Source organism: Pseudomonas sp. BP6, assembly GCF_017875935.1.
Taxonomy (GTDB): domain Bacteria; phylum Pseudomonadota; class Gammaproteobacteria; order Pseudomonadales; family Pseudomonadaceae; genus Aquipseudomonas; species Aquipseudomonas putida_Y.
On sequence record NZ_JAGINI010000001.1, the window covers coordinates 2,719,194 to 2,739,502 of the forward strand.

Below are 20,309 nucleotides of genomic sequence, written 5' to 3' on the forward strand. Positions count from 1 at the left end.
TGACTTGTCGGCCCCTTCGCAGCAACTGTCAGCGCCTGCAAGCGTCTTGGTTTCAACTCGAGAAGCGGATATTTCGCCCGCAGTGCACCTCAAGCGCCTGCGCCAGTCGCCTTACCGCCCGCTGCAGTTCATCCGGGTGCCCGCCCAGCCAAATCAGCGCGAGGTGTTGGGGGTAATGCCCCTGCAGGCCGAACTGCTCGCCCGGTAGCGCATGCAATGCAGAGCCGGCCAACGCCAAGGCAATACCGTCCCACGCCAGCGGCTGGCGGAAACTCACCCACAGCATTTGCCCTCCTTGCGGTAGCTCGAAGACCACCCGCTGGCCGAATTGCGACTGCAGCACATGCGCCAGGTATTGCGTGCGCCTTTGCAAGTCTGTGCGCTGTTGGACCAGTTGCGTCTCGATTTCCCCCTTGCCGAGCATGTGAGCAAGCGCCTGCAAGCGTAGCGGCGCAAGCCGAAACGCTCGCTCGGCGAATGCCTTGGCCAACACGGTGTCACGGCTCAGTAAATAGGCATACGGCGCCTCTGCCCCCACCGCGGCCTCGAACGTGCCCATCACCAACAGCCAGCGCGGGTCGATCCAGTCACGCAGGCGTGTGCTCGGCGGCCCGTCGTAACAGAGCTCGCTGTCCAGGTCGTTTTCCAGCAGCCATACCGGGTGTTGGCCAAGCAACAGCCCAAGCTGCTGCTGATAATACGGTGAAACCAGCCGCCCTTGTGGCATGCCCAGGCAAGACGGCATGACCAACAGGCTTACCGGCTCGCTCTCAAGCAGCTTGGCCAAAGCGTGCAGCTCGGGGTTGCCACGGGCATCCCGTGGTACCTCCAGCACGCGCATGCCGACACGTCCCAGGGCGCGCAACACTTGCCAGCAACAGGGCGAATGCACCAACGCAGTACCACCTTGCATGGCCAGTGCCCTGAGCAGTGTCTCCAGTAACGCCAGCACATCGGGGGCCAACTGGACGTCATCGGCCTGCCAGTACTGGTTGGAGCAGCGGGTGTATCGCTCAGCCACAGCGCTACGCAAACGGGCGCTGCCAACCGCTTCCCACGAGGCGACGCTGCGATCACGCCGACGCGCCAAACGCCGTTCATGACCAAGCAGAATGCGCTCCAACAGTGGCTGAGTCGGCAAGGGAGGCTGCCGCGCCACCTCTACAGCCTGATCTTTGCCACCGTTCTGTACGTAATAACCCGACCTCGGCAGGCAATGTACGCGGCCCTCCTCTTCCAGCAGGCTGTAGGCACTCTGTACCGTGGCCAACGACACCCGTAACCGCCGGGACAGCTCACGCAATGACGGCAACCTGCATGTGCCAACGCCCGCAGCCTGGTCGATCAACGCTTCCAGGTAGCGATACACCTTGCGATACGCGAACTCGCCTGGGGCCGCTCGCCCCATCAAGGCAGCCCCGCAACACCACGCCGCCGCCCCACCGCCTGCTGCGGTAGCAACCTCAGGTGTACATCCCGACGGGCCAGGTGGTTAAGCAGGCGCCATCCCGTCAGCGGTAACTGCCCATCATAAATCTGCCGCAGTTGCCCCAACGGCAGGCCACTGGTGTTCACCAGCCAGGCTTTGACTGCATCAGGGCAGGGTTTGCCTTGCAAGGCCCTGTGCAGGTACGGCAACGCCACGACCATATCGGCATGCCGGCACTGCAAGAACCGCTCGAGGTTTTTCCCCTGCCTGGCAAACGGGCTGAACAGCAGGCACACCATTTGGGCCTGATTGATGCCGTAGGCTTTGCCAAATAGCAACGGGGTGGCGTCACGCTGCTTGCTGCCACCCGCCTGCCCTGCCAGCTTCAGCGCTGGGCGACCGGCCTGCGGCTCCAGGCTACGGGCACGCAGTTCATGCAACTGTGCCGTGGCTAGCGAGTCGACGAACTCAGACAGCGGCAAAGCATCCGCAGCTGCCTCGAAGTGACAACCCAGCATCGCGTCAAGCTGCTGCTCTTCAAGCAAGTGCGGTAACAGGTCATCAATAGCAATCAGCCGCACCGTCGCACGCTCCGGTACGGCGCCCGGTACCAGCCCGTGCTGGCCACCCGGTGCGCCCCCAACAGCGCCGTGCAATCGGCTCAGACCTTGGGCCAGTGCCGCCAGGCACTGGTGCACTGCATGCGGGCCACGCTCGCCGGCCAGGCGCAGGCTACGCCGGGCCCACGCCAGGTATCGGCGCCGCTGGAACCCGGGCACGGCAGTGACCAATGCATCGGGAGGCACCGCTGACTGCAACGCATGATCCACGGCCCCCGCCAGCTCCAGGTGCAAGCGGCAACCCAGCAGGGCTTCAGGCCTGGCATCGATCATGTGGCCGAACATCAACAACGCATCCCTGGCGAGCAGCCAGCGCTCCGGCATTACCGAAAGCCGACGACTGAACGGCACCACTGCGCGCCCCTCGATCATCTGCAATTGCACCCGCGGGTCATCCTGCATGAACAGGGCGCTAAAACTGCGCTCGTGAGCTTCCAGCGTGGCGCTGTCGGCAACCGGCAGGCTGACCACCAATACCCGCAACTGGAAGGTTACCGGCGAACGCAGGGCAATACTCAGTTGCGCGGCACGCAACATGGCCAGCAGCCGGCTGCTATGGCGGTCGCTACCTTGCAATAGCTGCAAGCTGAAAGTACCGATGTACTCGGGCCCACCTGCAGCAACCAACAGGCGTTGTATCAACAACTGCAAGGAAGCGCGCTGCGCCTGAGACATGTGGTTCAACAAGCGCTCGAGTACTTGCTGGTAGATATAATGCATCGCCTGGTCGTGAATAGCAGTCACGCAATCACCTCATCAACTTCATGCAGCCAGCGCATGCCGTACCAACCATTTCAACTTGAACATGCGCCAAACTTACCCAGAAGAAATTTCCTACAACCAAATGAAAGTAATGACGGAACCCTTCACTGTCGCCAAGCCATCGAGAAAAAACCACCACTGCGATGCCCTGTCGCTGTCACATGCTGCTCTATACCAGGCATAGCCATGCTCATCCCACGTTCCTTGCACAAACTATCATTGGGCCATTATCGAGAGGGAGGCAGCGCGAATTGAAGACACAGTTCACGGTAAAAAAACCATTCAGCGGCCGCGTCAGTTCACAGTGGCTCGCAAGGGAAAAGCGTTCAAGGCTTAATATTTGGCGGGATATTTCTGAAACCCCAAAGACCACTGACTTATATGTAGTCCGCGTCGCAACTTATTGTAGGAACAATCCTACTTTAAAAGTTGAATCACTTTACCCCGCGCACAAAAAACCCGGGGGCTGCCCGGGTTTGCTGGTCATTTCAGTAACCGTCAGTGTTGCGCCATGTCCAGCACCACCCGCCCGCCGCACGGGCATTTGTCCATGTAACGATGCGCCTCGACCACCTGCTCGAACGGGTACACCTTGATGATCTGCGGCGTCAGCAGTTGGTCGGCGGTGAACTGGTTGATATCGCGCAAGGCACGCTGCAGTGCCACCTGGTCCTGGCTGATGCCAAGCTCTGGCTTGCCGGTGAAATTACCGATGCAGTGCACATAGAACTGAATGTTTTTCTGGAATGCCGCGCAGGCCGGGAACGGTGTCTGGTTGCCGCCTTGCAGGCCGTACAGCACCAGGCTGCCACGCGGCGCCAACACATCGCCCAACAGCGACATCTGCGGGCCACCCATGCCATCGAGCACCATGTCCACACCACGGCCATCGGTGTACTTGCCAATCTGCAGCAGCAGGTCCTGCTCTTCGGTGACAATCACTTTGTCTGCGCCCAAGCCCAGCAGGTAGTCACGCTGCGCCGCTTCCTTGGTGGCGGCGAACACTTTCAGCCCCAGGGCCCTGCCCAGCTGCACGAAGGCAGGCCCGGCGCAATGGCTGGCATCGGTGACCAATGCTGTCTGCCCAGCCTTGGCCCGAGCCAGGTCGACGTAGGCGAAATAGGCAATCAGCAGCGGGGTGTAGTGCACGCTGGCTTCGATCGGGGTGAGCACATTCGGGTAGCGAGTAATGGCTGTACGCGGCAGTACGATGACATCGCCATATACCGGATGGTCGTTGGCGCTGGTTGCCGGGAAACTGGCAACCCGGTCACCGACGGCAATGTCATCGACCCCTTCACCGACCGCCGTCACCACCCCGGCCATTTCGTGACCGATCCCTGCTGGCAGACGTGCCTGGGACGGTGCCAAATTCTGGCGCCAAAGCACGTCATACCAGCTGACGCCAACCGCTTCGACGCGGATCTGCACCTCGTCGGCAGCGGGTGACGGTTCGGCCTGCTCTTCGCAACGAAGCACGTCAGCAGCGCCGAACTTGTGGAAACGGATCATGCGGGACATCGCATACCTCGCCTTTGTGAACCTCTAATTACCACTGACTCTATCCGGGCTTTGCCCGTTAGACCATCAGTGGCCATTAATAGTCGACATGCTTGTCATCGATTGGGCACCTGACTTTCCCTGCGATTGGTCCCCCTAAACCCGTGCAGGGTAACAGCCTTTGGCCTTAAGATTCACCTCTGCCCCACATTAGGCGAAGCGCACCGATGAATCGAAACGACCTGCGTCGTGTAGACCTCAACCTGCTGATTGTGTTCGAAACGCTGATGCACGAGCGCAGCGTGACCCGCGCCGCAGAAAAACTGTTTCTCGGCCAACCGGCCATCAGCGCGGCGCTGTCGCGCCTGCGCAACCTGTTCGATGACCCGCTGTTCGTGCGCACCGGGCGCAGCATGGAGCCGTCGGCACGGGCCCACGAGATCTTCGCCCTGCTGTCACCGGCACTGGATTCGATTTCCACTGCAGTCAGCCGCGCCGCCGAATTCGACCCGGCCACCAGCAATGCGGTGTTCCGCATCGGCCTGTCGGACGACGCCGAGTTCGCCTTGCTGCCGCAACTGCTCAAGCGCATTCGCGCCGAGGCGCCCGGCATCGTGCTGGTGGTGCGACGGGTCAACTACTTGCTGATGCCAACCCTGCTGGCCTCGGGCGAGATTTCAGTGGGTGTCAGCTACACCAGCGAACTGCCGGCCAACGCCAAGCGCAAGGTGCTGCGCCGCAGCATGCCGAAACTGCTGCGCGCCGACAGCGTACCCGGCAGCATCACCCTGGATGACTTCTGCGCGCGGCCCCATGCGTTGGTGTCGTTTGCCGGGGACTTGTCCGGGTTCATTGACGAAGCCCTGGAAGAAATCGGCCGCAAGCGCCACGTGGTGCTGGCGGTACCGCAGTTCAACGGGCTGGGGAGCTTGCTGGCAGGCACCGATATCGTGGCGACGGTACCGGACTACACGGCGGATGCACTGACGGCCGCCGGCGGCTTGCGGGCCGAGGACCTGCCGATACCCGTGCGCAGTTTCGAACTGCACATGGCCTGGCGCGGGGCACAGGACAATGACCCGGCGGAGCGGTGGCTGCGGTCGCGGATACAGATGTTCTTTGGCGATCCGGACAGTCTTTGATCAGAACGCCATGAAGGCAACAGTCCGGCCGGACAACTGCCATGGCACTCGCCGACGCGATAAGCCGAGACAGCGAACGGCCGTGACACAGCACCACGCCCTACCACAGCGCATGGAGTGGGACCTTCTTGGTTGGACTGATGTCCATCTCTGCCCATGCTTTCGCCACAACCCTCCCCCCCATATCGTCAGCCAGTGCCCTGACGGTGTCACGGGACACAGTACAAATCATGCCCAGCGACATGCCCGGACAACATTGCGGCGTAGGTGGCCGTTCCAGATTGAAGTTGGAAAGTCAATAACGGCAACCGCAAGACTTGTCATCTCCGACTATGGTACACGCCAATGACACCTATTACTGCGCTATACGCAGAGGCTGACGGGAGTTGTTTTCATGGCTACTCGGAATAATGAGTCCTCTACTTTTGACATCTTGAAGATGTGCGATACAAGGGTGCGGTGCAAAAGGATACTCGAGGAACATTTTGTAACGAAACCCAATGCACTCCGACGATTTTTCCTACAACTAATTCGCCACCTTTAAACAGATCGATCACCGCCTCCAATGAGCGAAACTATGAATCGGATTTCGGTTCGAGGCGAGACGCTTAGGCGCTGAAGCCGCCAGCACCGCCCCAGGATTAGATAATTCAAGGACAGTTGCCTTTGACGCGACTATTGACAGCTCGATTTACTTGTCCGAAATAAATGCTTGACATCAAAATTGGGTTTTGGCCATATTTAAACGCACTGAGCACCGGCTACTGACCTACTACAACTGTGGTCAACGACTGAAACTCAGGTCAGTTTCTTCACTGCGCCCCCATACGGATATCCGAGGCAGCGCTCGACGTATTCGCAAAGACAACTTTTATCGAGCTTGAACCAAGCAAATGGAAGGTTTATGTCTAATTTGAAGAACCAATACATCAATACTGCCAGGACGGTCGAAATTGGTAATCCCTCCTGGCAACTTGCACAGAACTCAGGGCTGACCGACTTGAGCGTCAGGCATGTCGAGCGCAACCGCATGGTCGATCTGAACGGGCACTCGTTCATGAACATGTGCTCCTGTTCCTATCTCGGGCTGGAGATCGATCCGCGTCTGGCCAGACGCGCGGCAGACTATGTGCTGCAAAGCGATACGTGGGGCTGGCAGCGTGACTGGCTGGGGGGGATGTGAAACTGGCCGTTCGATAGTGTTCACAGGCCAGGACGGTGCTGAGGTTTTTCAAGATCGCACAGACTTAGGATGCAAGGGATGAAAGGACGTCACCAGTACTCGTTGCTGAAGGAACTCTACAAGACCATGCCTCGTGACATGCTGCTGGATCTCTCGACACTGCAGAAAATCGGTATCTCCAATCAGCGCGCTGCCGGCTACGCAAAGAGTGGCTGGCTTACACGTGTTGCCCATGGCGTCTATGTATTTCCTGGCGAGTCGTTGAGACTGCCGTCGGCGCTTTCCTACCTGGCCATGCAAATCGAAGGATTGCATGTAGGCGGCTATAGCGCACTCTTGGAGCACGACAGCACGCCTCTGGTGCTATGGGGGGACGCACGCGCGGCCTTGCCGCGCTGGTTTTCCGAGCGTTTTTCCGTGCGCTATAGCCATGCCCGCCTGTTCGATTGGGAGGGTTCGAGCATGCCTGAGCAGACATTGACGGATGCGGGGCCAGCATTGGGCGGCATCAAATGCTCCACGCCGGAGCGTGCATTGCTGGAAATGCTCTACGACGTGGGCGGCAAGCAATCGCTGGAGGATGCCTATAGTGCGTTTTCGCAAGTCAAGGTGATGTACCCGGACATCGTGGGTGATCTGCTTCAACGCTGTACCAGCGTAAAAGCCAAGCGTCTGTTCCTCAAATGGGGACGCGAATGCGGTCAGCTCAACGTCGATACGGTGCTGAGTCAGTACCGTATTCCGGTGGGCAGTAACAGCCGTTGGATCACCCGGCTCAAGGACGGATCGATGTTGTCTTTGAAACCCTACGAATAGGGGTGCCAAGCGCTATGAAGCATATTTTGCTGCTTGATGTGGGTAACCAGTTTTACCGCGAGTTTGCCTTGGCCTCCCTGGCGCGTCAGGCGCCGGTGATCCTGGTGGGCAAGAGCCTGCCCGAATGGGCCGAGCGCTACGTCGCTCACTGGGTAGACATCGATCCGGAACAGATTGACGAGATTGCCACCCAGGTCGAAACACTCGGTATCGACTTGCTCCTGATTGTCACCTACTACGAATTCTACGTCGAGGCGGTGGCCTTGCTGTCCGCTCGCTTCGGGTTGCGCGGCAATACGCTGGATACCGCCCGGGTGAGCCGGGACAAACGCCTGATGCGCGAAGCGTTCGCCCGGCACGGCGTGTCTTCTCCCACCTCATTGCTCGCCCTGACGAATGCGGAGATTGTCGCGGCCGCAAGGGCAATCGGTTTCCCGGTGGTCATCAAGCCAAGAAAACTGGCAGGCAGCATCGGCGTGGTGCTGGCGGACACCGAGCAGGCACTGCTCGCGGCTATCGCGGCGAGGCACGCTAGCGAAAAACAGGTACGTACCAGCAGCGCGATCATGGACGAGACATTGGTGGAAGCCTATGTCGATGGCCCGGAAATCAGTGTCGAAAGTGTGGTGGCCCAAGGTCGCGTCAATATTGTTGCCGTGACGCAGAAACGTCTCGGTCCGGCACCTTACTTCGAGGAGGTTGGTCACCTGGTCTCTTTCGAGCCGGGTGGGCAGGATCTGCCGCCGGCGGTTGCGGCCTTGGTGGTTGCCGCCCATCAGGCGCTGGCTGTGCAGTGGGGAATCACCCATACGGAAATCCGCCTGGGCAAGGATGGTGCGAAGGTCATTGAACTTGCGACCCGGGCCGGTGGTGATCAGATCCTGAAGCTGGTAGAGCTGGCCAGCGGCCTGGATCTGTTCAAGCTGCTGGTGGACAGTTTCCGGGATGTACCGCTGGACCTGCGACCGACGCGCCACCGGGTGGCCGCCATCGACTTCATCTACCCGCCCCACGCGGGGGTATTGGTCAAGGTGCATGCCGCACTGCCCGCACTGCCCGCAGGCGTCAGGTCGCAATTGGTCGTCGAGGCCGCCTCCGGCCGCACCTTGAAGCTGCCGCCGGATGCCTTTCTTGATCGAGCTGCGTTCATCATCACCCAGGCAGATACGGCGCACGAATGCCGTGCAGCGAGCACTGCGCGCGTTCGTGACACCGAGGTGATCCTCAAGTGAACAAGCTCTTCAAGGACGCGGGGCTGACGACGGCGATGCGCAACATCATCCTGCTTCGTCTGCTTTTCGTCATGGCGAACGCGTTGGGGCCATTCGCAGCGCTGTTTTTCAACCGTCACTACCATCTCGATGGCTCGGCAGTGGCGCTGGTGATAACGCTGGTATCGGCGTTCTACTTGACGGGCAACTTGTTGGGTGGGGCCTTGGCCAGTCGCTGCTCCTTTCGCTCACTGTTGCTGGGCACATCATTGTGCTCGTCGGTCTTTCTGCTGCTCGCGATGGTGTTCAACACGCCGACCACGTCCATTGCCATGGTGCTGATGTTCATGCTATGCGCAGGCGTGATCACGCCAGTGTTCAGCATGCTGACCTCGCTGGCGGCGGACGATGGCAACCGCATTGCATCCTTCGGCTACCTTCACCTGGCCAGCAACCTGGGCGCCGCGCTGCTGTTTGTCATCGGTGGGTATCTGCTCGGCCTGCATAGTCATTACCTGATGGTATTCGCCGCCGGCGTCAGCATTGCGTGTTTCCTTGCGAGTGTTTTCCTGGTGCTGCCTGAGCGACAGGTTCATACGCCACAGGCACGACGCAGAATCTTGCGCAACATGGTCGACATACCGAGGATCGTGATCGTCGCCGGCGCAATGTTTTTCGCTTTGTCGGTGTTGGATGCGCAGCGTGAGTATCAGCTACCGTTGTGGCTCGATGTAATAGCCGTTGACCGTGCCGCAAGCATCTTCGCTGCCGTGGGGATCGTCAACTCGTTGCTGGTCATCCTGATCACGCAGCCTCTGATCGCGCTAACCTCTCGATTCAGCACGCTCGCCAACCTGGCCGCGGCAGGAATCTTCTACGGTATCGGATTTGGCGCCTACGCGTTTTTCGAGCATACCGCGTTGATTCTGACGTTCGTTTTCTTCTGGACGATGGGTGAGATTCTCGGCATCACCCATATCACCGCGTTGATTTCCCAAAAGACATCATTGCAAACCCAGGCCAGCCTCTTTTCGCTGATTCCCATCCTGCTCGCGCTCGCCAGAATGGTCTCGGTGGGATTGGGCGCCTCGTTGAACTCCAGCGCTGGGTTCACGCTGAGCTGGAGCCTCTACGGACTGCTGGGTCTGCTGCTCGGAGGCGTCTGCTGGTTGTGGGGCCGGGAAGCCAAGGCTCCACAGGTTTCATCACCACGAAGAAGTTGAGCCAGGAGGCTCGTTTCAGACATCAAAAGGAAGAGGTGCATTCAGCATGAGCGAGACACTGACGCAGGACCTGTACGAGCGTTTGTATCGTGGCAATCCGACCCTGGTCAAAACCCGCGACTTCGACGATATCGATGTCACGACCAACAACTTGATCTTTGTATTTCTTGTACTGGTCAACGGCTACCAGTTTCTCATCGCTCCCCTGTTGATCTCTACAAACCCCTGGTTCATGCTGACCCTGCTACCCACCCTGTTGTTCTCTTCGACCACCGGCGTCATGGTGCATGAGGCGATACACGGATTGCTGCACCCTGCCCCCCGGAGGAACCGGCGTATGGGCCAGGTGATGGCGGTGTTCATGGGCATCGCCTATGACTTGCAACGCTTCGATCATCTGCGGCATCACCGCGTCAATCGTACCGAGCATGATTGCGACGAGATCTATATCGCCCCGCGCCGATCGACGCGCAAGGTCGTCAATTATTACTATCGCAAATTGTTTGGTGCTTACTGGCACGACTTCGTGCTGACCGCAATCGTCTGCTTCCTGCCGCCCCGTTTTATCTACCCGCTGACGAGCCTCATCTACGGTTCGACAGTAGTGCCGTCGGACCATTGCGCGCTGTCCATCACCCTGCGCAATAAAAAATTGAGCGCACTGCGCACCGAAGGCGCGTGCACCTTGCTGCTGTTAGCTTGCAGTGCTTTTCTGTATGGCGCCAACTGGTGGATATTGGTGATCATCTACTTACTCAGAGCATTCATTCTCACTGTGCTGGACAGTTTTGCCCACTACCAGACGCCCATCAATGACTCGCTGTTTGCGAGAAACGTGAAAGTGCCACTCTTTTTCGAGCGAGTGTGCCTGATGAACTTCAACTACCATGGCGCCCATCATATTTTTCCTACAGTTCCATGGGATAAGATCCCACAGTATATGCAGCACTTCCAACCCGATTTCTGCTTGATTACTCACGGCAGTCTGTTACGGTCGCTTAAAGCCAAATACAAGCCGCCTCGGGCTTTCAGCGTGTGGCCCCGTGGCTGGTTGGCGGGAGGGCGCAAAGAGGAAAAAACTTTTCAAACCTAATCCCTGCCAGATTACCGTAAGCGCTTACACTTGCGGCAAGCGATGTTCAACAGGCCGAGCGATATCTTACAAGAACATATGAGCCGGGCGATTTATCGTCGTCCAGCTCCAACAATATCGAGGACCCCCTATGCGACAGCAGTATGATCCTGCCTGGGTTGAAAGCACGGCTCAGGCCAAATGGCTTCGCGATGAAGTATTCAAGGCTGTCCAGGACGAAAGCCGGCCAAAGTTCTATGCCTGTTCCATGCTGCCCTACCCTTCCGGAAAGTTGCACATGGGGCATGTGCGCAACTACACGATCAATGACATGTTGGCCCGTCACATGCGGATGAAGGGCTACAACGTCCTGATGCCGATGGGATGGGATGCGTTCGGCCTACCGGCAGAAAACGCCGCGATGCAGTCGGGCGTATCACCCGCTCAATGGACACGGATGAACATAGCCGACATGAAGTCGCAGATGCAGCCGCTAGGACTGGCTTTCGACTGGTCACGAGAAATCGCCACCTGCGATCCCGAATACTACAAATGGAACCAGTGGTTTTTCTTGAAGTTGCTGGAAAAGGGCGTGGCCTACAAGAAGACCCAGATCGTCAACTGGGACCCCGTCGACCAAACCGTGCTGGCCAACGAGCAAGTGGTGGATGGCCGGGGTTGGCGATCCGGAGCGCTCGTCGAGAAACGCGAGATTCCCGGCTACTACCTGCGCATCACGCAGTATGGAGAGGAACTGCTGTCGGCCATCGATACCCTGGAGGGTTGGCCGGACATGGTCCGCAGCATGCAGCGCAACTGGATTGGCAAGGCCAGTGGAGTCCGCCTGGCCTTTGTCCACACTGTCGAAGACGCAAACGGGCAGTTGATCGACGCAGGCAAGCTGTGGGTGTTCACGACGCGCGTCGATACGCTGATGGGTGTGACGTTTTGTGCCGTTTCCCCTGATCATCCGCTGGCCAAGCGTGCCACGGCGCTCGATCCAGGGCTCGAGCCGCAGGTGCAGGCGTGTCGACAGGCGGCACAGACCAGCCCCGCCGCCGGCGCGCAGGCGAAGCTCGGTATCCCGAGCGGCTTGCACGTCGAGCATCCATTGACCGGCGAACCGGTCGCCGTGTGGATCACCAATTATGTGGTTGGTGAGTATGGGGAAGGCGCCTTGATGGGGGTGCCGGCCCATGATGAGCGCGATTTCGATTTTGCCCGTCAGTATGGCTTGCCCGTACACCCCGTCATCGCGCTCGACGGGGCTCCTTATGACCCTGCAGCTTGGTCGGATCGCTACGGCAGCCAGGAAGGTCGCCTGATCAACTCTGGCGCCTATGATGGTCTCACGGTGGAGCAAGCTGCCCTGGCAATCGTCGACGCCCTGGCCGAGCGTGGGCGTGGCGAGCAAGCCACCACGTGGCGCCTGCGTGACTGGGGAATCTCCCGGCAACGATACTGGGGAACTCCGATTCCGATCATTCATTGCGAATACTGTGGCGATGTACCAGTACCTTACGCAGACCTGCCGGTAATATTGCCGACCGATTGCATTCCCGACGGAAGCGGCAATCCGTTGCTGCAGCGTGAATCGTTCCGCCTCGTCGCGTGCCCTCGTTGTGCAGCACCCGCGCAACGGGAAACGGACACAATGGACACCTTCGTCGACTCGAGCTGGTATTTCATGCGCTACTGCGATCCCGACTGCCACACTTCGATGGTAGGGCCTGGCAACCGATACTGGATGCCCATCGACCAGTACATCGGCGGCATCGAGCATGCGGTGCTGCACTTACTCTACGCCAGGTTCTGGACAAGGGCGATGCGCGACGAGGGATTGGTGGACTTCAGTGAACCATTCAAGAATCTGTTCACTCAGGGTATGCTGCTGCGGGAAAGTTATTACCGCAAGGCGCAGGACGGTAGCCGACGATGGTTCTACCCCTGCGAAGTATCGGTTCAATACGATGAAAAAGGCCGTCCGGTCAGCGCGACAGCGATCGAAGATGGCTTGCCTGTCACCCTGGGTGGCGTGGAGAAGATGTCCAAGTCGAAGAACAACGTGGTCGAGCCCAAGGACATCATCGACCGGTTTGGTGCGGACACCGCCCGGTTGTTCACCATCTTCGCCGGCCCCCCTGATCAAAGCACGATCTGGAGCGACACCGGTGTCGAAGGGGCTTATCGCTTCCTGCGCCGTCTCTGGAGCTTTGCCGTTGATGAGCAGGCACGCTGGAGCGAAAGTGACGGCCAGGCGGCAGACGCCACAGAAGCCAGCCGTGTGCGCTTCATGACCCATGACTTGTTGAAGCAAATCAATAACGATTATGAGCGTCTGCAATACAATACCGTCGTATCGGGTGCAATGAAGATGCTCAAGGTACTGGAGAGTGCCCGCAGCGTTGGTCACCAGGTCTGCCGGGAAACCATGTCCATTCTCTTGCAGGTGCTGCAACCTGTGACGCCACATATCTCCCAGGTTCTCTGGGAGGCATTAGGATTCCCCGGCGCGATCTACGACAGTGCCTGGCCGACCCCGGACAGCGACGCCTTAAGGCAGGACGAAGTGAAGTTGATGGTACAGGTCAATGGCAAGCTACGGGGGGAGATTCTGGTCCAGGCCGATGCCGACCATGACACAATCCGTGACCAGGCGCTGTCCGATCCTGTGTTGAGCAAATATCTGGAAAGCGCAGGAAGGATGATCGTAGTGCCTAACCGATTGGTGAACTTCATCGTCTGACCATTCAGGTTGTCCCCTGAAACCAGAAAGCCGGCTTTCTCAGGAAATGTCGGCTTTCTGGTTCAGGCCTCAGTGGAAAACGTGTGCATCCCACCCACTGACTGCTGCGACGCGTAGCGACTGTGACGAGCCCAAAGCATAAGTTGCGCAAATGGGCGAGGGATTGCACATTTGAAACCGATCCCTCCTCGTTGCCTCCACTGGAATCCACTCGTAGCTGCAGTTGAAAGGGGTACATCTGCGGGTACAAATCTAATTTCCCATTCATAACCATTTGATTTATATGAATGTCCAAATGTTCTTTGGGGATCCTGACAGTCTTTAGAGGATAGTGTCCCGAGAGGTGGTGTAACTCATCCTGCGACGCTATTTAGCGTCCTCCCCGCCTATGCTTGATCAGCAGAAAACCAAGATTGACCATGTAAGGATTTGAACGAGCCCCCTTGAACACAACACATCCACCACAATCCGCAAAGCGCCATGGAGTGATGATCGGTGTGCACGATCCGGCGCAGAAACCCACTGACGCACCGCTGAGCGCCCCCCTACCTGAGATAGTTCGCAGCTAGCCGAAATGCCCCCGTTTGGCCAGAGTTTGCGGGCGAACGGCGTGAATCTGCCCTGCATGAGATGGGCTGAGTATGCACCGTTCGTTTACTTCCATCAGCGAACGACTCCCGGGAACACACATGAAAGTACACATCGTCCATGCCCATCCTGAAGCCAAGAGCTTCAACGCTTCACTCACAGCCCAAGCCTGCAGCCACCTCACTCAGCAAGGTCATGAAGTCACGGTTTCAGACCTCTACGCGATGAACTGGCAGGCACTGTCCGGGCGTGGCAACTTCACAACCTGTGCCGACCCTGACTATTTCAAGCAACAGGTCGAGGAGGCGCACGCTACCGAAAACTCAGGCTTTGCCCCGGACATTCAAGCAGAGATCGACAAGCTCTTTGCTTGCGACGCGCTGATTCTGCAGTTCCCACTTTGGTGGTTTTCGATGCCTGCGATTCTGAAGGGCTGGGTAGATCGAGTGCTGGCTTACGGTGCGGTCTATGGCGCCGGGGCCTGGTATGACAACGGCAAGTTCGCCGGCAAGAAAGCCATGGTTTCGCTTACCACCGGGGGCGGCGCCTCGATGTACGGCCATGACGGCATCAACGGCAACATCAATACGCTGCTGTTTCCCATTCAGCACGGTGTACTGCGTCTGACCGGCTTCGATGTGCTCGAACCCTTCATCTGCTGGCAACCTGCAAGTGTCTCCGCCGAGGTTCGTGCGGACTACCTACAAGCCTACCGTGATCGCCTGGACCATTTGTTCACAGCCGAAGCGCTGCCTTTCGCCAGCCTCCACGACTATGACCCCAGCACGTTCCGCCTTCGCCAAGCCACGACGCAAAACACCTAATTTCCCGCTTTGAGAAGCAGCCCGCGCTGCTTCTCGTCGGCTATGCGCCCATTTGAGATGGAATCCAGAATGAACAAGCTCGAAAAAATTCGCCATTTCGCGATAGACACCAATGGTGTATTGCTGAGCGATGTCTATAGCACTCCAATTCGTACCTTCGTCGAACGCCATGGCGGCCACTACACGGCCGATCTAGAACGCCAGATACTAGGCTCGCCGCATATGGCCGGGGGGCACATCATGGCGCTGGCCTGCAACCTGCCCTGGACAGCCATGGAAACCATAGATGCCTTCCTCGCAGAACAAGCTCAGTACGCCGCACGCCACCCTGTACAGCTGGCACCGGGAGCCGTTGCCTTGCTCGCCCGGCTCAAAGAAACAGGCGCTCGTATCACCGCATATGGGGGAAGCCCCAAGGCAGCGATCTTCGACCGCTACCTGGCGCCGGTAAGTGAGTACTTCGATGCCGACCTGCCTTACATCGACATGGGCCACGCACGCCCGGGCATGGCTGAAATCCACCGTCAAACAGCTACCGGTGCCGGCGAGCTGGTGTTCATCGATGACCTGAACCGGGTCGCCCAAGTGAGCAAAACGCTCGGTTGTGGCTTTATCGGCAAACCCGCAACCCTGTACCAGAAACAGCAGATGCAGGCATCGGGTGTGCGGTTCATCTGCAAGGATCTGGACGAGATCGACCAGACACTCTTGCAAGCGCTGGACCAATCCATGCGACTAGAGCACCACTAGCCCGCATCGCACACACGCTCAACTCACTGCCAAGCCAAGCACCGCCTGCATGGAATATACCCCGGCAGGCTGATGCCAAGCCCAGCGTGCCGCCCGCAGCGCCCCTCGGGTGAATACCTGCCGATCTAGTGCCTGGTGGCTGAGGGCAAATACTTCTCCTTCGCCCGCAAGGATGAGTGAGTGATCCCCCACCACTGAGCCACCCCGAAGGGTGGCGAAACCAATGGTGCCCACTTCACGCGGGCCGGTCAGCCCATCCCGCACGCGCACCGCCTGGCTGCCTAGGTCCACCTGCCGGCCCTTGGCGACTGCTTCCCCCATCATCAACGCCGTGCCGGACGGTGCATCTACCTTATGACGGTGATGCATTTCCAGCACCTCAGCATCCCAATCCTCCGCAGGTAGCACTCGACCGGCAATTTCAGCGAGGACACTGAGCAACTGCACCCCTACGCTCATGTTGCCAGACTTGACAATGCGCGCCCCTTGGCTGCCAGCAATCGCCGCTTCCTGCTCGGGGTTGAAACCAGTCGTACCAATAATGTGAACCAACCCTCGGGCCGAGGTGTACTCCAAGCATTGCAACGTGACTTCGGGTTGGGTGAAATCAAGCACGCCATCAGCCCCGTCGAGCGATCGCAACATATCGTCAGTGAAATGCACCCCAGTCGGGCCACTCCCCACCACTTCAGCGCAGTCCTTGCCAACCAAGCTGGAACCAGGCCGTACCACCGCAGCATGCAGGCACGCACCCTGGGCATGAACCAAGCTTCGCACCAGTCTCTGACCCATGCGCCCCGACGCGCCCAATACCACCAGTCTTATTGGTCTATCCATAGGTATCAAAACGTCTCCTTTAAAAAAGCGGCCGCCGTCATGCTTACGGCAACCGCGATAACTCGCTCCACGACTGCAAACGTATCAAGCCTGGAACGGAGCACCTTTGAACAGAGGGTTGAATGCGCTCACCTTGTATTCGACGATACCTTCGCTGACATAGGAGTCCTCTTTCAAGATGGCCTGCAAGCGCTCGTCATTCACGGCATGGGCAACGATGACGCCACCGCCAGCTTCCAGCTTGGGGCCGGCCAGGATGAATAAGCCCTCAGCGATATACTTGCGGACCCACTCGACATGTGACTGCTTGTGGGGTTCGGCTAGTGCAGGATCAACGATATAACGCGTTTCGATTATGAGCATCTGTAATTCCCTTTTTGGATGTTCAACAGCAAGAAATATGACCCGTTCAGGCAGCCACATACCCACGTTTGATCAGCTTGCCCATGGCTGTTTCCTGATCCTCGGACAACGCTTCAAAATACCAGCGGACCTGGTCGTCCAGTGCAACGAACGAACGAACATGGGCCTCGAAGCGCAAACCCTCGGCATTGGCAATGCTGATGCCTGTCACCCGTTTGGGATCGGCTAGAGCCAGCGCCGTGACGCAGTGGCCGCGTTCGAGGAACGCCAGTTGCGTTGTCTCTTGACTGCCCTCGTCCAGTGTCAGCCAACATTCATGGCGCACTCCCGCAAGCGGGCGGAAGCGATCATTACTTAAGGCAAATACCTTGCGCAAGCGTTCGAAACGTCCTAACTCGATCACGCTCGCCACTGTATCAATGGTGCCCAGCAGATAGCCACGCTGATAGAACGCCACTCGGTAGTGGATCTTGCGCGGCTTTGGTGACGGCTCTGCCTGCAGGTCGTCGACCACCAGCTCGATGGGATACATCAGCTCGGCATGAGAGAAAAAGCTCGCATTGACTTGATTCCAGCTGACGGTCACTTCCCCACGTACGTGCGCGGTCGTGTGATAAAGGTGGTGATAAACCGCCTGGCGCTGCGCCTCTATCAGCATGACTCCGGGTACATGCTCGTGGGATTTTCGATAGAAGTAGTAGTGATCAGCGTAATTGATAAGCTCGTAACTGCTGGAGGAGTGCCTTGGGCTGGTTGCTGGCATCTCCGAGGCCTCCAGCAACGGCGCGGCCAGTTGATAGGGAACGCCCCGCCGGGCTTGCCAGGCATCGTCACGAGCAATGGGCTGCGGCAGGCTGCCATTGGCCAGGTACTCATCCAGCGAAGTCGTTGGGAGGGAGAAGCGCCTGCGGCCATCCGCCTCCTGCCGATACGGCAGGTGCGCCTCATCAGCGGTGGTTGCCGGCTGGTACAACGACCATGCCGGCCTGTAGTGGCGGATCAAGACATCTTCGCCGTTATCCTTATGCAGCCATCTTGGCTGAATTGACGCCTGTTCCATTGCATCGGTCCTTTTGCTGATATCCCTGAGCCAGGCCAGCCCCTGTGCAGGCCTGCCACCCTTGGGTCGACTCAGGTTATCAAGCGTGGCCTCACAGACAACCTGCGAACTTTCACAGAATGCCAACCCTCGCAGCCTTAACCACAGCATGCAGTTTGTTGGACGCGGACAACTTCAAGACGCAGTTGTCGACATGAAAATTAACCGTCCGCACCTTGATATCCATGATCTGGGCGATTTCGGCAGAGGTCTTGCCTTCGGCGCTCCATTTCAATACTTCAAGCTCCCGGGATGTCAATGACGCCACATCCGGGCATTGGCTCTGGCGCACCAACTGGGCGTGGGTCAACTGGCCGAACATCGCCAGCATACCTTGCAGCTCCAGCAGCTCCATGGCCCTGCACGGCTCCTCCTGGCGTGCAAACGTGACCAGGCTTTGGTAACCCCGACCGTCCCTGATACACAGCGACACCCCATACCGGATGCCATGCGCCTGAGCCTGCTCGGCGAACGGACGCTCAGCGAACTCGCTGCAATTCCAGATCTGCGGTGAAACAGCATTGGTGCAGCGGCGTACCACGGGGTCGATGCCCACATAGTCATTGTTCTGATAGGCCATTTGCCACTCAATCGGATAATTGCTGAAAATACCGATGGACGGATTGAAAATGGGCAAAGGGTTGCGGGTGCCGCACGCAAAAAAGTCGAATCCCAGTTGTGTTACCCAACGCTGACAGACCGAGAACACCTCTGCATCGCCCGCCATTTTGATGATGTCTTCCATGAACATGCGTCCGGTGAGCGCCTGACAGGTGATTTCATTGAGCTCAATTTTCAGGGCCACAGCCTTTTCGACACCGATCTGCTGAGCTGGCCCCAAACGCGACAGGTCGACGCCAAGACGCCGCAGCAAACGCTCGACACCCGTGGTCGTCACGGTCACATAACGGCTGAGGTTGCGTGCGAGGCCAAAAGCCACGACTGCTCGGATAGCATGGGTCGTACCTTGGGAAAAGCGGCCTGCTGATCGCGCCGGGCTATCGATGGCGAACCGGCTCAGCTCCCAAACGTCAGTGCAACACGGTGCAGGTTGACCATGCAGCAATTGCGGAAAACTGTGGGCAAGCATGTTAGGGCCTGTGGTCGGCATCAGGCGCCAGCAACCGATCGGCACCTGCGGATCGGTCGGATCGCGGACCACCATGTAGTACGGGTTCAACGCATCGTAACCATCGATTTCCATGTCATCGATAATGCTCACATCCCATTGCTTTCGGTCCTTGAAAACCCTCGCGCGCAAGGCATGCATTGCCTTCAGGTGCGCGCTGTCCATTTCACTGCGTTGCTTTATCGAGATGAGCATTGCCACATTCCATTGCATCAAATATCGCGTTGAAATTTATCGTTACAAACGCGATTGTGTCACCTCTCAGATTTGAGAGGTGACACAATCGTGTTTGTGCTTATGGGTTGATCAATTTGGTCTGCAGGGCCTTGACGACAGCTAGCTGGCGAGAGCTGACGTTGAACTTGCGACGGATGTTCTTGAAGTGGAACTCGATGGTCGAGGACGAGCAGGAGAGGATCATGGATATTTCCCACGTGGTCTTGCCTGCCGCGCTCCAAAGCAGCACCTCGAGCTCCCGCTTGGTTAGAGGGTCATGCGACCATTGACTGTGCGACAGCAGAGAGATTGCGCTTTCCAAGGCAAAATCACGTAGCAGGGTAGCGCGGCCCAGTGTGTTATCCAGATGTCGCTGGTACGCCTTGGCGCAACCACCCTGCCACACTAGGCTGAGCATGCCACTGTGCCCCATTCCTCCGTGCAGGGGCAAAGCTACACCGTGCTGCAGGCCATAGGCGGCGGCTTCTTCGAAGAATGTTTGGGCCGACGCGGAATGGCAGCTGTAACCGCTCCACGAAAACGGCAATGGCGAGCGCAGGCAATGCGATACTACCGGGTCCACCAAGGCGAACTGCTCCTCGTCATAGCGCTGCCGCCAGGCCTGGGGATAATTGCTTCTGATGAAAGCGCTTCGGTGATCCACCTGCGACCTGGACTTCAGGCCCAGCAGAATCTGACCATACCCCATGTTGCCTGCGAGCCCTCTCAAGGTGTCGAACCATTCGTCCAGAGTTGCTGTTACAGTCAATGCTCTAAATCGTTCGATGTCAGTCAAGAT

General features: G+C 58.3%; 17 protein-coding genes. 9 read left to right on the forward strand and 8 right to left on the reverse strand.

The genetic code is table 11. The features are described from left to right. Positions 1-52: 52 nt before the first annotated feature. The 3 genes from J3A98_RS12475 to J3A98_RS12485 form a co-directional block, all read right to left on the reverse strand. A complete protein-coding gene (locus J3A98_RS12475; RefSeq protein WP_209966465.1) occupies positions 53-1,408 on the reverse strand; it encodes a GntR family transcriptional regulator in 1,356 nt (451 codons plus the stop codon). Further along, positions 1,408-2,793 (reverse strand): hypothetical protein, encoded by a 1,386-nt coding sequence (locus J3A98_RS12480; RefSeq protein ID WP_209966467.1) that lies wholly within the window; start codon positions 2,791-2,793, stop codon positions 1,408-1,410. Before J3A98_RS12480 ends, J3A98_RS12475 begins: the two co-directional genes overlap by 1 nt. A 516-nt stretch (positions 2,794-3,309) precedes the next feature. Beyond that, positions 3,310-4,332: a zinc-dependent alcohol dehydrogenase family protein gene (locus J3A98_RS12485; protein WP_209966470.1), complete on the reverse strand. Its 1,023-nt coding sequence runs from the start codon at positions 4,330-4,332 to the stop codon at positions 3,310-3,312. A gap of 206 nt (positions 4,333-4,538) precedes the next feature. Here J3A98_RS12485 and J3A98_RS12490 point away from each other — a divergent pair, with 206 nt between their 5' ends. From J3A98_RS12490 to J3A98_RS12530, 9 genes are all read left to right on the forward strand, one after another. Beyond that, positions 4,539-5,453: a LysR family transcriptional regulator gene (locus tag J3A98_RS12490; protein ID WP_003253946.1), complete on the forward strand. Its 915-nt coding sequence runs from the start codon at positions 4,539-4,541 to the stop codon at positions 5,451-5,453. Positions 5,454-6,357: 904 nt separating this feature from the next. Then, entirely contained in the window at positions 6,358-6,636 is a 279-nt protein-coding gene (locus tag J3A98_RS12495; protein WP_245355121.1) for a hypothetical protein, read from the forward strand. Between the two features lie 78 nt (positions 6,637-6,714). Further along, complete coding sequence (locus J3A98_RS12500; protein ID WP_209966472.1) at positions 6,715-7,452, forward strand: type IV toxin-antitoxin system AbiEi family antitoxin domain-containing protein; 738 nt, start codon at positions 6,715-6,717, stop codon at positions 7,450-7,452. A gap of 26 nt (positions 7,453-7,478) precedes the next feature. Continuing rightward, complete coding sequence (locus tag J3A98_RS12505) at positions 7,479-8,684, forward strand: ATP-grasp domain-containing protein (RefSeq protein WP_209966475.1); 1,206 nt, start codon at positions 7,479-7,481, stop codon at positions 8,682-8,684. Beyond that, positions 8,681-9,886, forward strand: coding sequence for an MFS transporter (locus J3A98_RS12510; RefSeq protein WP_339443565.1), 1,206 nt, complete (start codon positions 8,681-8,683; stop codon positions 9,884-9,886). Before J3A98_RS12505 ends, J3A98_RS12510 begins: the two co-directional genes overlap by 4 nt. Before the next feature lie 46 nt (positions 9,887-9,932). Further along, positions 9,933-10,979, forward strand: coding sequence for a fatty acid desaturase (locus J3A98_RS12515; protein ID WP_196996481.1), 1,047 nt, complete (start codon positions 9,933-9,935; stop codon positions 10,977-10,979). Between the two features lie 130 nt (positions 10,980-11,109). Further along, positions 11,110-13,704 carry a leucine--tRNA ligase gene (gene leuS / locus J3A98_RS12520; RefSeq protein WP_196996482.1) on the forward strand — a complete coding sequence of 865 codons (2,595 nt, stop codon included), beginning with the start codon at positions 11,110-11,112 and terminating at the stop codon, positions 13,702-13,704. Positions 13,705-14,345: 641 nt separating this feature from the next. After that, positions 14,346-15,116, forward strand: a complete 771-nt coding sequence (locus J3A98_RS12525) for an NAD(P)H-dependent oxidoreductase (protein ID WP_245355120.1) — start codon at positions 14,346-14,348, stop codon at positions 15,114-15,116. Positions 15,117-15,185: 69 nt separating this feature from the next. Beyond that, a complete protein-coding gene (locus J3A98_RS12530; protein ID WP_245355118.1) occupies positions 15,186-15,866 on the forward strand; it encodes a hypothetical protein in 681 nt (226 codons plus the stop codon). A gap of 18 nt (positions 15,867-15,884) precedes the next feature. Here the strand turns inward: J3A98_RS12530 and dapB are convergent, their stop codons facing one another. The 5 genes from dapB to J3A98_RS12555 form a co-directional block, all read right to left on the reverse strand. Then, complete coding sequence (gene dapB / locus J3A98_RS12535) at positions 15,885-16,643, reverse strand: 4-hydroxy-tetrahydrodipicolinate reductase (protein WP_348635628.1); 759 nt, start codon at positions 16,641-16,643, stop codon at positions 15,885-15,887. Between the two features lie 144 nt (positions 16,644-16,787). Beyond that, positions 16,788-17,066, reverse strand: coding sequence for a YciI family protein (locus tag J3A98_RS12540; RefSeq protein WP_052196214.1), 279 nt, complete (start codon positions 17,064-17,066; stop codon positions 16,788-16,790). Positions 17,067-17,112: 46 nt separating this feature from the next. Further along, positions 17,113-18,126 (reverse strand): AfsA-related hotdog domain-containing protein, encoded by a 1,014-nt coding sequence (locus J3A98_RS12545; RefSeq protein WP_209966479.1) that lies wholly within the window; start codon positions 18,124-18,126, stop codon positions 17,113-17,115. A gap of 112 nt (positions 18,127-18,238) precedes the next feature. Next, positions 18,239-19,489, reverse strand: a complete 1,251-nt coding sequence (locus J3A98_RS12550; protein ID WP_209966481.1) for an acyl-homoserine-lactone synthase — start codon at positions 19,487-19,489, stop codon at positions 18,239-18,241. A 100-nt stretch (positions 19,490-19,589) separates the two neighbouring features. Further along, entirely contained in the window at positions 19,590-20,306 is a 717-nt protein-coding gene (locus J3A98_RS12555; protein WP_209966483.1) for an autoinducer binding domain-containing protein, read from the reverse strand. Positions 20,307-20,309: the final 3 nt, after the last annotated feature.